This window comes from Fodinibius saliphilus (assembly GCF_005869845.1).
Taxonomy (GTDB): domain Bacteria; phylum Bacteroidota; class Rhodothermia; order Balneolales; family Balneolaceae; genus Fodinibius; species Fodinibius saliphilus.
On the sequence record NZ_VAWF01000001.1, the window covers coordinates 315297 to 331230 of the forward strand.

Annotated in this window: 10 protein-coding genes; 9 read left to right on the plus strand and 1 reads right to left on the minus strand. The window is 40.5% G+C overall.

Translation table 11 applies throughout. From position 1 onward, the window contains the following. Positions 1–228 precede the first annotated feature (228 nt). Positions 229–2949, minus strand: a complete 2721-nt coding sequence (locus tag FCN14_RS01320; RefSeq protein WP_138429286.1) for a S9 family peptidase — start codon at positions 2947–2949, stop codon at positions 229–231. A gap of 219 nt (positions 2950–3168) precedes the next feature. Here FCN14_RS01320 and FCN14_RS01325 point away from each other — a divergent pair, with 219 nt between their 5' ends. The 9 genes from FCN14_RS01325 (at position 3169) to ppsA (ending at position 15904) form a co-directional block, all read left to right on the plus strand. After that, entirely contained in the window at positions 3169–3615 is a 447-nt protein-coding gene (locus tag FCN14_RS01325; RefSeq protein WP_138429287.1) for a single-stranded DNA-binding protein, read from the plus strand. Between the two features lie 118 nt (positions 3616–3733). Further along, entirely contained in the window at positions 3734–5131 is a 1398-nt protein-coding gene (locus FCN14_RS01330) for a hemolysin family protein (RefSeq protein ID WP_138429288.1), read from the plus strand. Between the two features lie 18 nt (positions 5132–5149). Further along, positions 5150–6187, plus strand: coding sequence for a UDP-N-acetylmuramate dehydrogenase (gene murB, locus FCN14_RS01335; RefSeq protein ID WP_138429289.1), 1038 nt, complete (start codon positions 5150–5152; stop codon positions 6185–6187). 1 nt (position 6188) lies between these two features. Next, complete coding sequence (locus FCN14_RS01340; RefSeq protein WP_138429290.1) at positions 6189–8084, plus strand: DUF2779 domain-containing protein; 1896 nt, start codon at positions 6189–6191, stop codon at positions 8082–8084. An 81-nt stretch (positions 8085–8165) separates the two neighbouring features. Continuing rightward, positions 8166–9659 (plus strand): M48 family metalloprotease, encoded by a 1494-nt coding sequence (locus FCN14_RS01345; RefSeq protein ID WP_246043074.1) that lies wholly within the window; start codon positions 8166–8168, stop codon positions 9657–9659. Positions 9660–9821: 162 nt separating this feature from the next. Then, complete coding sequence (gene purB / locus FCN14_RS01350) at positions 9822–11120, plus strand: adenylosuccinate lyase (protein WP_138429291.1); 1299 nt, start codon at positions 9822–9824, stop codon at positions 11118–11120. Positions 11121–11187: 67 nt separating this feature from the next. Further along, positions 11188–12192, plus strand: a complete 1005-nt coding sequence (locus tag FCN14_RS01355; protein WP_138429292.1) for a LuxE/PaaK family acyltransferase — start codon at positions 11188–11190, stop codon at positions 12190–12192. Positions 12193–12207: 15 nt separating this feature from the next. Further along, positions 12208–13281, plus strand: coding sequence for an acyl-CoA reductase (locus tag FCN14_RS01360; protein ID WP_138429293.1), 1074 nt, complete (start codon positions 12208–12210; stop codon positions 13279–13281). Between the two features lie 181 nt (positions 13282–13462). Beyond that, entirely contained in the window at positions 13463–15904 is a 2442-nt protein-coding gene (gene ppsA / locus FCN14_RS01365) for a phosphoenolpyruvate synthase (protein WP_138429294.1), read from the plus strand. Positions 15905–15934 lie beyond the last annotated feature (30 nt).

Here is a 15934-nt window from a genome sequence, read left to right on the forward strand (position 1 = left end):
TCGTTATCAAATGTTATTGATTTTCTAGTAATCTCTATAAAACCAACGTTTACGCAAAAATATATAACAAGTTACGAAAGGGGGGTATATTTACTAGAAGTTTAACTAATCAAAAATAATATACTGATAATGATATATTGAAAAGAAGGGAAAACTATTAGTGATTCCATCACATGGAATGATGGAATCACTTAATAAGGTCAAGTAAAAAAGCATTATTGGAATAAGCTATTCTTTTATAACTCTAAACCCGGAGTATTGTTTTGGAACCGAGGAGATTTCACCACGATCATCAACAAAACTTATGGCAGAGTACCCATACGTTTGAGGATCAGTTTCCGCAGTATACCATTCGGCCACGTTACCACCGAGGTCATAGATATGGGCTTCCCCGATAGAAACACCGGGATATGTACCTACTTCTTTAAGCATGGTATGGTCTAGGTTTTCCAGTTTACTACGAAATTCTGAGACCTCATCAATCGTGATATTATAGCCGGCCCAGAAGTTAAGCGTATTTTCTTTGGCTGCTACTTTTTTTGCCTTTTTATGGAGAGTCGCAGCTTCACTGCTATTGGGGAGACGATAGGCGTCACCTGTTTTCTTGCTCAACCAACCAAGGTATTGTTGGGCTTTTTCCGGGCTTATGTCGACAACGGGATAGTTGGCTCGTACACTTGGGAAGCTATGATCTTTATCAAATTCAGCATACTGCGCATTAGTAACCTCAAATCGTCCAATAGCAATAGAATCTTCTTTAATACTAACAGTTTCAGGGATCAAGATGTCATTAATGACGACTCCATATTGCCCATTTTTAATTTGTGCTTTATCCTTTTTGAGAAGCTCTGCAAGGGGACTTTCTTTTTTGAAAGCCTCATTTTTACCTTCATAGGTGCCAAAAAGGTGCTTATCAAACCAGCGAATTTCTTCTTCCATTTTACGTGTCTGATGCGTTATTTTTCGCAGACCATGAGGTTGGTTCGGAAACCATAGGAAGCGAACCGGTGCTTTCCCAATTTGCTGGAGTGCCCGATAATACTCCCAGCCTTGATCTCGTGGAACGGCCCGGTCTTTACTCCCGTGAAATATAATAGTGGGGGTTTTTACCTTTTCCATCTCGAAGAGAGGAGACTTTTGTATATAAGTTTCATTAAAAATTTTACCGTTAGTATTATCCCACGGTGCACCGCCAAAATAACTTTGATCAAAAGAGACCCCGAAAGCACAGGTTCCATAATCCGAAGTCCAGTTGACATCACCTGCACCTGGGGCTGCCGCCTTAAATAAATTGGGATGTTGTACGGTCAGCATTGTGGTAAGAATGGCACCATTAGACCAGCCTTTGACACCCAGTGAATCGCGATCGATCATTCCTTTTTCTTCCAGCATATCTATGCCGGCAATGATATCAGGAATCTCAAATTCATAGTAATGGCCTTTTATAGATTCTACGAATTCCTGTCCATGATTAGAGGATCCATGATAGTTCGGATTTAGAACAAAAGCTCCTTTCTGGGAATAAATGTTGGGAAAATAGGCCCAAGAATCACTCCATCGGTCCGTATCTACGCCAGAGGGTCCTCCGTGAATAGAAACAATTAGCGGGTATTGACGCCCTTCTTCATAATCTTCAGGATAAAAGAGAATCCCCGTTACTTCATCTCCTTTAGCGCCGGTCCAGCTGATGACTTCACTCTTGGCTTTGGGCTTCTTGTCAAGATATTCATTGAGGGCAATAACTTCGGTTCCTTCCGAAATGCTAACTTTGCGTCTTTTTATGTTGAGATCACTCAGGTGGTATTGGGGAGGGGTAGAGGCTGTTGAATAGACAGAAACCAATTTTTTATGTTCGTGCCCCACTGCAGTAATGGTAATGTGTTGATTCATTTTTCCGGCATCTACAGGTTTCTTATCCCATTCATTTCCATCTTTCTGCAGGTATGCCAACTTGGTAGTAGCTCCATTTGCAAGCCCTACCATCACATCATTACCAAATACATCAAAACCAGAACCCAGGCCCCAATTCCAGTCGATAGGTACTTTTTGGGCTTTCTCCTCATTTATATCATAGTAATGTAACATACTAATACCGGCCCCATTCCATTGAGGATCAGAAGATTTCACTGATACAAAGTAAAAGCCTTCATTATCGTCGGTAAATTTAAAGTTACCAGGTGTTTGAAATCCCATTTTTAGGATTTCTTTTTTAGTTTCATGTTCAAGATTCCAGAGATAGTAGTTTGGCTTGGGATTGGCGTCGGCACGGTAGTCAGGGCTCATAATATGTGAGCTAATCAACCATTTTCCGTTTTCTGAGACGGTATACTCACCAACCGGATATTTATTATCGGTAAGACGGCTGATGGTTTTCTTTTTGAGATCAAATGAATAGATACGGCTGGGTTTAAAATGGGCTGTATCTTCAACAACAATCGTATTATCCTCTTCCTCTTCTAGTTTTTGTTCATAAAGGGTCTTGCCCTCATTGGATTTAAAAGCGAGCTTTTTGTCTTCTAGCCATTGAATATCTGATATCCCCGTTTCGAACTCATGAATTTCGTATGGTTCCCCACCATATACGCTCATCGCCCAAAGTTTTTTACCCTTTTCGCGCGATGAAAGAAAGTATATGGTCTCTCCATCTTTTGAGAAAAGGGGACTGAAATCGGATTCTTTCCCGCGTGTCAATTGAATGGTCTTATACTTCCCATCTTCTTTAACATCAAAGCGAGTGAGGTAAAGGTCGCTTTCACTGCGGTCTTTTTCTTTGTTGGGCTTAGATTTAATCCAGACCAGTAAATTCCCGTCCGGTGAAAATTGCAGGCTTGATGCGCGTTCCTGGTTAATAACGTCCGCAACGGTCCAATTAAAAGTCTGTCCATTCACTGCGGGAATATATATTAAAACAGAAATTACAAAGAAAAAGAGTTGTCGTAGTGTTTTCATAGAAAGTACAACCGGTTTTTTATCAACAGTTAAAAAGGGAAAGAAATAATTATAATGTGAACAGATAGTAATAGGCGGGATCATTTTCAACCGTAAATAAATTTTTTTACCTATTATTTAATAGGTAACAGTGTTAAACGCGAAATTTTCTGTAAGGAATTCCTCCGAAATATATCTTACCTTTAGACAGAAACGATAAAATAAAATGAGGAATACATTATGAGTTCACTCAATAAAGCAATGATAATCGGTCGGTTGGGACAAGATCCTGACGTACGTTATACGCAGTCAAATACGGCTGTTGCAAATTTATCTGTTGCAACATCTGAGCGCTATAAAGATAACATGGGCGAATGGAAAGAGAATACTGAATGGCACCGCGTGGTTGCCTGGGGACGTTTAGCAGAGATCTGCCAAGAATATCTTAAAAAGGGCTCTCAGGTATATATTGAAGGTCCCATACAAACTCGTAAATGGGAAGATAAAGAAGGTCAAACGCGCTACACTACCGAGATTAAAGCCTTAACTATGACTATGCTGGATAGTAAAGGAGATAATGGCGGTGGCGGAAACGTGCCAAGCAAACCCGATAGCACACAGCCAGTTTCAAGTAGTGTAGATTTGAACGAAGATTTTGATGATATCGATGATGATCTGCCATTTTAATTGAAAATTGGATACATTAAAAGCGGTAGGGCTTTTTTGCTTTACCGCTTTTTCTATTCTTGCACTACTGTAATACAGTATATAGCTTTTAAACAAAATTAAGTATAAAATCAGGTAATTGGACGACCCTAGTAGCTTTCTCTTTATCATTGACTTTTCAATACAGGCCAAAGAGAACTTTCTTTTTGAGCCTACTATTGATCCTATTGAAATATCTGTTCAAGTTGCCTGTATCTTGTTAGGGTTATTCTTTTCAGCTCTTTTCTCTGGATCAGAGGTTGCATTTTTCTCACTTTCAAATCAGGAAGACCTGCTTTCGGAAGGGGATATCGAAGGTACAGCAGATCGATTGATCATACGTATGCTCGAACAGCCTCGTCGTTTATTGGCAACAATCCTTATCGGTAATACTTTTGCCAATACAATTGCTTCGGTTTTGGCTGCCGTAGTAGCGGGTAATCTTATGGCTTACTATGGGTTGGGAGAGTTCTTGGTCTATTTTATTGAGGTGGTCGTATTAACATTTATGATACTGATTCTTAGTGAGATCACTCCCAAGATTATTGCGATTAATAATCCGTTGAAGGCGACCCGCCGTATCAGTCGGTTTATCTATGTGTTTTTTATTCTTTTTAAACCATTATCTAAAATTATAGCCAGCAGTACATTAAGCCTGGAGGAACGTCTGCCAAAATTGACAAGTAAAATGACCTCCGAAGATATTATGACAATGGCAGAGGTTAGCGAGCAGGAGGGTTCTATTAAAAGTGATGAGCGTGAGATTATAGAAAATGTTATTGAGTTTGGCAGTACTACAGTGCGTGAAATTATGACTTCACGCGTTGATATTGTTGCAATTTCTACCGGAAACTCACTGGATGAAGTATTAAGTGTAATTCGAGAAGAAGGGCTTTCGCGAATGCCTATTTATGAAAACGATTTGGATAATATTTTGGGCGTTATACACTCTAAGGATGTATTACCCTATATTAATTCTGATATTGAACGCACAACAATAAATTGGCGCACCATTGCACGTAAGGCACTTTTTATTCCTTCTACTAAAAAGCTGGATGATCTGCTTCGGGATTTTCAGCAGGAAAAGACCCATATCGCTATTGTTGTTGATGAGTATGGCGGTACAGAGGGGTTGATTACTCTTGATGATATTCTTGAGGAAATTGTAGGGGATATCGCTGATGAATATGATGAGGATGAAGATAAATTATATACGAAGTTTAAAAGTGGGGTATATATCTTTGACGCTCGCATAGATTTAGATGATATGGAAGATATCCTGAATCGTGAACTTACTTCGGATGACGATCAGTATGAGACATTAGGGGGGCTGGTTTATCATCTTACAGAACGTATTCCAAACGTAGGTGAGCGGGTGTATTATCAAAATCTGGAATTGACCATCCATTCTGTGCAAAATAATCGGGTACGCAAATTACGTGTTAAAGTACAGGACCGACCGCAATCTCCCAGAGAACATCACCAAACTCAACAATAATAGCTAACTGATATTTTGATGATTAAGCCGTACGATGCATTGGTTGAATCCGATGTTGATTTACAGCCATATAATACATTAAATATTTCAATAATGGCTCACAAGTTTGCGGCTGTAAAAACGACTACTCATCTAAAAAATATCCTTGCCCATCCTCAGACGAAAGAAAACGAACTCTTAATATTGGGTGGGGGCAGCAATATTTTATTTACAGATGATTTTGATGGCTTGGTTCTACATGTTGAAATCGGAGGTCTGGAAGTCGTAAAAGAGACGGAAAAGAATGTATGGTTGAAAATTGGAGCCGGCGAGAACTGGCATGAAACAGTTCGCTATTGCGTAGCTCAAGGTTGGGCTGGAGTGGAAAATCTATCTCTTATTCCCGGAACTACAGGAGCAGCTCCGATACAGAATATTGGGGCTTATGGTGTTGAACTTAAAGATGTGTTTGAGGAGTTGGAAGCTGTTGATATCGCCACCGGTGAAAGGCGTCAATTTAGTAAGGAAGATTGTAGTTTCGGTTACCGTAATAGTATTTTTAAAAATGAGCTCAAGGGAAAGGTTATTGTTACAGAAGTGGTGCTTAAATTATCGAAAAATCCCGAGCTCAATACTTCTTATGGCGCCATTCAATCGGAGTTGGAAAAACGAGGTATTTCTGATCCTACTATTAGAGATATCAGCGATATCGTTATTGATATCAGAAATAGTAAGCTCCCGAATCCCAAAGAAACAGGGAATGCCGGAAGCTTTTTTAAAAACCCCATTGTAGCTGAAAATATTTTTGAGCGGATAAAGAAGCATTACCCCGAAGTCCCGGGATATAAAATGGACGACGATATGATAAAGGTGCCAGCAGGCTGGCTCATTGAAGAAGCCGGTTGGAAGGGCAAGGTTGTAGGTAATACGGGGACATACAGGCAACAGGCATTGGTAATAGTAAACCACGGTGGAGCAACAGGACAAGAAATACTGGATCTGGCTAAAGAAATTCAGGCTTCCGTATCTGAACAGTTTAATATAGATCTTGTCCCCGAAGTGAATATTATCAGATAATATGGCAAAGGCTTCTGCGAAGACTACTCATTTCACTAAACATCTGTTTGGGGCAGGTATTCAGTGTCCCACAAAATTGTATTATAAGGCTAAAGACTTTGCAGAAAGTAAAGTTGCCATTCCGTTTATACGACATGCTGTTTTCAATAAAAGATTGTTGAAGGCACTTGCGAGATCCGTTTACTCCGAGGGTATCTTTATTAAGGAAGCTTCAGTTCATGAAGCTGCTAAAGAGACGCGTTCTCTTTTAGAAGATCAGAACGCGGTTATATTTGATGCCATTTTTGAATATAAACAGATGATGGCCCGTTTGCCTATTGTGGTAAAAAAAGGGAATACACTGACGGTATTTCATATTCAAACTAAAGCTTTTGATTCTAGAAGAGATCATCTTATTGCCAATACCGGTAATATTTATAGCAAGTGGAGGAAGTATTTACTTGGTTTTGCTTACCAGTTATACCTGATTCAGAAAAGTTTACCTGAGTTTGATGTTGTACCCATGTTGGTATTGCCCGAAAAGACGGGCCACGCACAAACAGGGAATCTACCATTTATACTGAAGCCGTTGGATAAAACAGCAAAACCGGTTCCGGTATCATCAGCTAATCAGGAGTTGTTAGCTAAAATTGAAGTGTCAGACGAGATATTAAAGATTTGGAATGATTCTGACTTTGCTGAAGAGTATTTGCCAAAACCTAATTTTGAAGATACTTTATATTACCTCCGAAATTTATTTTTAAATATAAGGAAGGAGGCACCTAAAGTAGGTGCGAAATGTAAAGACTGCGAATTTCGTATTAGCAAGGAGCGTATTGAAGATGGTGTTGAGAGTGGTTTTAATAGCTGTTGGGCTGCGATGATGGATCATGAGAATCCATCGGAAAAACATGTTTTTGACCTTATTGGCCCAGGTGTGAATCAATGGATCAATGAGGGGGTTTATGATCAAAAACAGATTCCTGGAGACGATATTATTGATATTAATACCATCGTTGAGGGAAATTGGGGGATCAGTCATAAAATGCGCCAGGCATTACAAATATATAAAGCGCAAAATAGGCCTGTACCGGCAGAAATTATACGCCCTGAGCTCAAAAAAGAACTCAATCGCTGGCAATACCCGCTTCATTTTTTGGATTTCGAAGCCGGTAATTATACGGTTCCTATTCGTCGCAATCGGTCACCATACCAGCTTATTGTATTTCAATATTCCTGTCATACGTTAGATGAAGATGGGGAATGGCAGCATTTTCAGTGGATTGATAACAGCCGGAAGATATATCCTAATTATGAATTGATTCGTCGCCTAATGGAAATTCCCAATATTTCAGAGGGAACTATCGTACAATATTCGAACTTTGAGCGGACAGCATTGAAAACGATACGGCGCGAGCTTATGAATGAGCAGGCTGATGTTAATGACAGTGAAAAACTCATTAAATGGATTGAAGCTATTATTCGTCGTAACGATTCTTCTCATCACCAGCCTCCTTATGTCGCTGATTTAAGCAGGCTGGTAAAGAATTACTACTATAACAGGGAGATGAATAACTCTTTGAGTATTAAGGGAGTACTGCAATCGATAATGAGTCATAGTGAATATTTGCGAGAAAAATATTCGGAACCGTATTTCAGCCACAATTTTAATGGAATACAGTGGTGGCAAAATGATGAAGAGGGTGGGGCCAGAAACCCGTATAGTATTTTAACAGAAACAGGGGATTCGCCAATTCGTCGGGGTACCGAAGCAATGGTAGTTTACGGAAAGCTCCTTGCCAAAGAATATAGCAAAGATCAATTACAGGCTTATCAAAATGCATTGCTTAAATATTGTGAGCTAGATACGTTAGCTATGGTTATGATCTATCAACACTGGAAAAATACGACGGATTGAGAGTAGTGAATTTTTGAGCGGAACTTATTAGAAATACTTACATTTACATACCATAATGACCGTTTAAATAAATTATTCAGTATGATAGCATTACATTTTAAAAGAACTATTCTATTTGTGTTTGCAGTTCTTTTTATGGCCGCATGTGTGGTTCAAAGGAGTCCGGTTTCCGGATCAAAAAGAGCATACGGATACAGCTGGGAGAAAGAGAAAAAGATCGGTAAACAGGCTGATCAACAGATTCAACAGCAATATGGGGTTTACCAGGATGAGCAGTTGTTAGACTATGTAAAGACCGTTGGCGACAACGTGCTGGAGGTTAGCCATATGCGTCGTGAAGACACACCGCAAAAATATCGGGAAACAGAATTCTATTTCCGAGTTTTAAATAGTCCCGTTGTTAATGCTTTTGCACTACCGGGCGGATATGTATATGTAACTCGTGGATTGCTAGCACACCTGGAAAATGAAGCACAATTGGCGGTCGTATTGGGCCACGAAATCGGTCATGTGGCAGCACGCCATGCCTCTCAGCGTGCATTTGAGCAACAGATAGGTCAGATAGCGCTTATAGGGGGTGCAGTAGCAGGCGAAGAGCTACTTGGAGTGCCGGGCGGCAGTGTTCTGCAGTTGGGTAGTCAGGCAGCACAGTTTTTATTTCTAAGCTATGGTCGTGATGATGAACGTGAATCGGATCGATTGGGAGTAGAGTATGCTGCCATGAAAAGCTATGACGCAGCAGACGGAGCCGGATTCTTTGGGGCCTTGCAACGTATCTCAAAACAGTCAGGTCAGGATATTCCGGATTGGAAGTCAACACACCCTGATCCGGCAGAACGGGCGAATACAATTCCGGAGTTGGCTAAAAAATGGAGAGAAAAGGGATACAAGCAAACGAAAGAGGGTATTGATGAGTATATGAGTATAGTTGATGGGATGGTGTTTGGGGAAAATCCCCGTGAAGGGTTTGTAGAAGAGGGCAGTTTTTATCATCCTGAATTGGCTTTTAGATTTAATTATCCTGCTAATTGGGAAATCGTTAATAGACCTTCGCTGGTTGCCGCTGTTAATGAAGATCAGGATGCGGTCTCTGTCATGAAAATTGACAGTGTGGCTGATGATCCAAAAAGTTCGGTGATAAATTATGTGAGCCAGGATGGATTTACCCTGGTATCACAAGGAGAAACCGAAAGTAATGGACTGGGGGCATATCAAGCTATTGCAACTGCAACTGCTAAAGATAGTACTCAGTATCGTTTCCATGTTTATGCTGTCTTATATGATAACAATATCTATCGGTTTACAGCTTACAGTCTTGCCGATAAATTTGCGGCATATCGTGCTAAGTTCGAAGATATTAGCACCTCTTTTGCAGAGCTGAATGATCAGAAGATCCTCAATATTAAACCGGTTCGGTTACAAACTGTGAAAGCTGATCGGACCGCTGATTTTGCATCTTTCCTACCACAAGAATTACCTATGGAGATAGAAGCAGAGGATATTGCCATCATAAACCAAGTGGAGCTGAACGAAACGATAGAGCAGGGGAGTTGGCTTAAGATTCCTCAACAATGAGTTTGGGTTAGCTAGAAAAGGCAATTATTAGTATGATCAGTATGCTAAGCAGTTATCTACATAGGTACATTAGGCCCTTATAATTAGGTCTGTCTTTCTCATTCAAAACCAATATCTTTGGGGCAGCATCAAAAATCCTAAATTTAGAGGAACCCATTTTTCATGATTGAGCGATATTCACGCAAAGAGATGGCCGATATCTGGTCATTGGAAAACCAATTTCAAGCTTGGCTGGAAGTTGAGCTGGCTGCCTGTAATGCCTGGAGTAAATTAGGAAAAATACCTAAAGAAGATGTAGAAAAGTTGTATGAGAAGGCAACATTTGATGTTGGCCGGATAAAAGAGATCGAAAAGAAAACCCGTCACGATGTCGTAGCTTTTACTCGTTCAGTCTCGGAATCTCTTGGTGATGAAAAGAAATGGGTTCACTATGGGCTTACCTCAACAGATGTTGTTGATACGGCAAATGGTTATCGCCTGAAGCAGGCCAACGAGATTATTCGGAAAGATTTAGAGCATATTATTGAGGTATTAGCGGAGAAGGCTAAGAAACATAAGTTTACCGTCATGATGGGGCGTACCCATGGTGTGCATGCCGAGCCGACTACTTTCGGGTTAAAATGTGCATTATGGTATGCTGAGATGAAGCGAAATTTAGAACGCTTCGAAAAGGCTGCAGATGCGGTTGAGTTTGGCAAGATGAGTGGTTCAGTTGGAACTTTTGCCAACATTCCGCCAGAGGTAGAAGAATCTGTATGTGAAGAGTTGGGGCTCAGTCCAGCACCGATCTCAACGCAGACCCTCCAACGTGATCGTCATGCAGATTATGTTTCTACCTTAGCATTGATCGGTTCAACAATGGAGAAGATGGCTGTTGAAATTCGTCACTTGCAACGAAGTGAAGTGCGCGAAGCAGAAGAGTTTTTCCGTAAAGGACAAAAAGGTTCTTCTTCAATGCCACATAAGCGTAATCCGGTAAGTTCTGAAAATATTTCGGGTTGCTCTAGGGTGCTTCGGGGGTATATGATGTCAGCATACGAAAATATTCCATTGTGGCACGAACGGGATATCTCGCACTCATCGGTAGAACGAATTATCTTGCCGGATGCTACTATACTGTTGGATTATATGCTCAATCGATTCTCCGGTGTGGTAGAAAAGTTGACGATCTATGAAGATAATATGGAAGAAAATATTTTTAAAACATATGGCCTTACTTTCTCGCAACGATTGTTGCATATGCTGATTGATGAAGGTGAAATGTCGCGCGAGAAGGCTTATGATACGGTTCAGCCTTTGGCGATGCAGGCATGGGAACAAAAAACAATGTTCCGGGATCTTGTTGAAGCAGACGAAACGGTACAGGAATATCTCACTGACGAAGATATCGATGAAGCCTTTAATCTAAAGCACCACACCCGAAATGTAGATCGTATTTTCAAGCGTGTTGGCTTACAATAAAATACATTAATTATTAGAGTTGCCGGTCTTTTTAAAGCTGGTAACTCTTAACCCTTATTTGTTATTGATGGAAGATTGGTCTGAACTTATATTCGATAGGGATACGGCTTTTGAAGAAAAGGCAAAACAAGTTTATCAGCATCAGTTTGAGGAAAATGCAGTTTATCGCAGATTTTGCAAGGCGTTAGGTATTGATTCTGACCTTTTGGGTGGGATACAGTACGATATTAACAGGATACCGTTGCTTCCCATAAAAGGATTTAAAGATGCAGAGATTACTACCCAGCCTGATGCTGAGCCTGATCTTACCTTTAGAAGCAGTGGTACTTTAGCGATGCAGCGCAGTATTCACAAAGTAATAAATGAGTCGCTTTATCAAGAGTCACTACTCAAAGGTTTCCAGCACTTTTATGATTTAGAAGATACCGTTATATGGGGGTACACCCCCGGCTATGCTGAAAACCCGGATTCATCACTGATCTATATGATTCAGCAGCTTATTGATCAGGATAACAGCGGCTTGAGTCGTTTTCTGCCACTCGATGAACCTATAAACCCGGGAGCTGTTAAAGAAATAAAGCGTCAACGAAAGCAGTTGATTATCTTTGGTGCGGCTTTTGGGCTGCTGGACCTGCTTAAACTACAAGATCTTCACTTGCCATCAGACAGTATTATTATTGAGACGGGTGGGATGAAAACCTATAAACGAGAAATATCCCGTGTTGAGTTACATAAGCGCCTGGCCAAGGGCTTTGGATTGAACGGGAATCGTATTCATTCCGAGTATGGCATGGCAGAGTTACTTAGTCAGGCATATACTACCGGTGGACAGTGGTTTAATACAGTGCCGTGGATGCAGTTGAGTATTCGAAATCCTGAAGATCCTACCGAGGCGTTAATGCCATATGACGAAGGGTTAATAGGTGTTATGGACTTGGCAAATGTACATAGCTGTTCATTCCTGTTAACCGATGATATAGGAGTAATGGATGACAGAGGACGTTTTAAGATATTGGGACGCTGGAATCCCAAAAATCTGCGCGGCTGTAATTTTCTAATTGAAGTAGATTAAATTAGTTTTTGATATATGAACAGGATACAGGAACGAGTAGACGCACTGCTAGAAGCCATTGACAACTGGTTATATACGGACAATGAACACTTAGCAGATGCTATTGACCGCACTGCAAAGGAGGGCTACTTTAGTTTTGAGGATATACAGTTTGCCATAGAAGCGATTAAAGAAAATATAAGCAGAGAAGCCCTTACAAATTGGATGGACCATATTAATTCTGACTCTGAAAATAGTGCTGAAGGACAGAATGTATTATGTTTGCATGCTGGGAACATTCCGTTGGTAGGATTCCAGGATGCTCTGACCACTTTATTAAGCGGGGCAAGATATACCGGAAAAATTTCACGTAAAGATCCCTACCTGCTACCCACTTTTCTAAATGAGGTAAAGCAGATGAGCCTTTGGTCAGATATGGATGTACAGTGGACCCATCGTTTGAACGATTTTGAAGGTATGGCACATGATGCGGTTATTTTTGCAGGGTCTGAATCATCAGTACCGGGAGTAAAAGAAGCTATTCAGCAGTACGATCTTGCCAATGAAGAAACACGATATCTGATCCGTACCGCTCATTTTTCAATAGCCTTTTTGGATCGTGTTAATTCTAAATCAATGCAGGATTTAGCAAGCAGTATTCTTCGTTATGGTGGAAAAGGATGCCGGTCGGTAGCTATTGTTGTTTCTCCATATGAACTTGAAGAGGTAAAAGAGGAGCTTGTCGAAAGTACTAAATCATTTTGGTCTGAAAATCCTCAACACGAAACTCCTGCGCCAAGGTTAAAACATCAGGTTGCCTATAATGAAGCTGTGGAGCGTAATCAGCTTTGGCTGGAATATTTTTTGATCCAAGAAGAAGGAATAGAGTTGGATCAGGATTTTGTCTGTTACTGGGTGCAGGGAGATGAAAAGACGGTGGCACAGTGTGCAGAGAAGTATCAAGATGATATGCAAAGTATTTACGTGACGGATCAGGAGGTCAGTATACCTGGATGGGAATCAAATATCGAACTTCTCGAAAATGCCCAGACACCGAAAATATCATGGCAACCGGATGATATTGATACCCTGGTTTGGTTGATGAGATAGTGATTATATTGTATTGTTAAAAAGATTTTTTTGTTGCATTTTTCTTAAAGCGAAGGTCTCACAGCCTTCGTATTTTTTTAAGTAATATCAAGAGCGTTATTTAAGCAGCACTTCTTCTGCAAATGTTATCATTAAGACGGATTATTATCCGGTAATATATTAAAAGAGAAAAAAGAGAAAAATGGACAAACGTGAGATGATTTTGGGATTATCAGATGTCAACCTGGATATGGTTGATAAAGTAGGGGGAAAGAATGCCTCACTTGGCGAAATGATTGGCAATCTTGCCGATCGCGGTATTAACGTACCGGAGGGCTTTGTAGTTACCGTTGCGGCTTACGAAAAATATATGGAGTTTAATGGCCTTACAGAGCATATTCGTACATTAATAGACCAGTTGGATGTTGACGATTTGGTTCAGCTTAGGAAAACCGGTATGCAGATACGCCAGCATATCATGGATGGGAGTTTTCCGGAAGAATTGAAAGAAGCAATTGAAAACCGATATGAAAAACTTTCACTGGAATATGGCAAGTCGGCTACTGATGTCGCAGTGCGTTCGTCAGCAACAACAGAAGATCTTCCCGATGCTTCTTTTGCCGGGCAACAAGATTCTTTTTTAAATGTTCGTGGTCATAATAACGTCGTTAATTCAATTAAGGCCTGCTTTGCATCTCTTTTTACAGATAGGGCTATTTCATATCGTACCTCAGCGGGTTTTGATCATATGACTGCAAAACTCTCTGTCTGTATCCAAAAGATGGCACGTTCAGACCTGGGAGCTTCTGGGGTGTCGTTCTCCATAGATCCGGAAAGTGGATTTGAAAATGCTGTGATAATCAATGGAACATTTGGGCTTGGAGAACTGCTGGTACAAGGAGAAATATCACCGGATGAATTTATCATATTCAAACCTACCTTGGCAGAAGGAAAAGACGCTATTATTGAAAAGAAGCTAGGTAAGAAAACACATAAATTAGCGTACGGGCATAAACCTAATGAATTGACTCGAAAATTAAGTCTGGAAGAAGAACAGCGAAAACAATTCTGCTTGACTGATGAACAAGCTTTACAGTTGGCTAGGTGGGTAGTAGAAATTGAAAAATATTACACCAAGCGTAATGGGCGCTGGACACCGGTAGATGTGGAATGGGCTTATGATGGATTATCTGAAGAGCTTTTCATTGTACAGGCACGACCTGAAACTGTGCATGCCAATCAAAAGGTTGGAAGCCTTACTGAATTTAAAATTGCAGATGGAAACCGGCATGAACGGCTTATTTTTGAAGGAATTGCAGTGGGAGATCGAATTGGAAAAGGAGCAGTAAATGTTATCCATACTCTCGATGGACGGGATGGCTCTGCCGATGAAGCTGACTTTGAAGATGGGCAGGTATTGGTAACAGAGATGACCGATCCCGATTGGGAACCTCTGATGAAAAAAGCCTCGGCCATTGTTACTAATAAAGGGGGACGAACCTGTCATGCTGCTATTGTTGCACGCGAGTTGGGTATTCCTGCTATTGTAGGGGCAACAGTTGCTACGCAAGCACTCAATAATGGTCAAGAGGTAACAGTGTCTTGTGCGGAAGGTAGTTCTGGGAAGATCTATGAAGGGTTAATTGATTTTGAAGAGATTAATCATGAGATATCAGGTCTTCCTAAAACAGAAACACCTATTATGTTGAATGTAGCCTCACCGGATATGGCATTCAAATTTAGTAAAGTTCCCAATTCCGGTGTTGGATTGGCCCGCGAAGAATTTATCATCAATAACTATATCCATGCTCATCCATTGGCATTACTTCATCACAGAGAGCTAGGGGATAAGGAGCTCACGGAAAAAATTGATGAGATTACATATGGCTATGATAATGAATCTGAGTTCTTTATCAAGAAGCTTTCTTATGGGATTGCACATATAGGTGCTGCTTTTTATCCCAACAGGGTTATTGTACGGTTTTCTGATTTCAAATCTAATGAGTACCGAAATTTGGTTGGAGGTAGTTATTTTGAGCCAGAAGAAGAGAATCCGATGATTGGCTGGCGGGGAGCTTCACGATACTATTCTGACAAATACAAAGAAGCTTTTGGCCTGGAATGTCAAGCTATTAAACGGGTTCGAGATCTGTATGGCCTTACTAATATTACAGTAATGGTTCCATTTTGCCGCACTCCTGAAGAGCTGAAAAAAGTACTTGCTACAATGGAAGAGTTTGGTCTTAAGCGTGGAGAAAACGGTTTGGAAGTCTACCTGATGGCTGAATTACCTTCTAATATTATGATGGCTGAAGAATTTGCAGAACATATAGATGGATTTTCAATAGGTTCTAATGATCTAACACAACTTACTTTAGGATTGGATCGCGATTCTTCACTAGTGGCTCATGTTTATGATGAAAGAAATGATGCGGTAAAGCGGATGATTTTAATGCTGCTGGAAAAAGCCAAAAAGACTGGCACTAAAGTTGGAATCTGTGGACAAGGTCCCTCAGATTTCCCTGATTTCGCTGAGTTTTTAGTAGCCAATGGCATTGATACAATATCAGTTACTCCAGATTCAATGTTTAAAACATTATATTCTATCAGTGAGCTGGAGAATAAGATGGTGGAAGCCGAATAAAAAAGGAAGTATGTACTGTATCTGACAAGA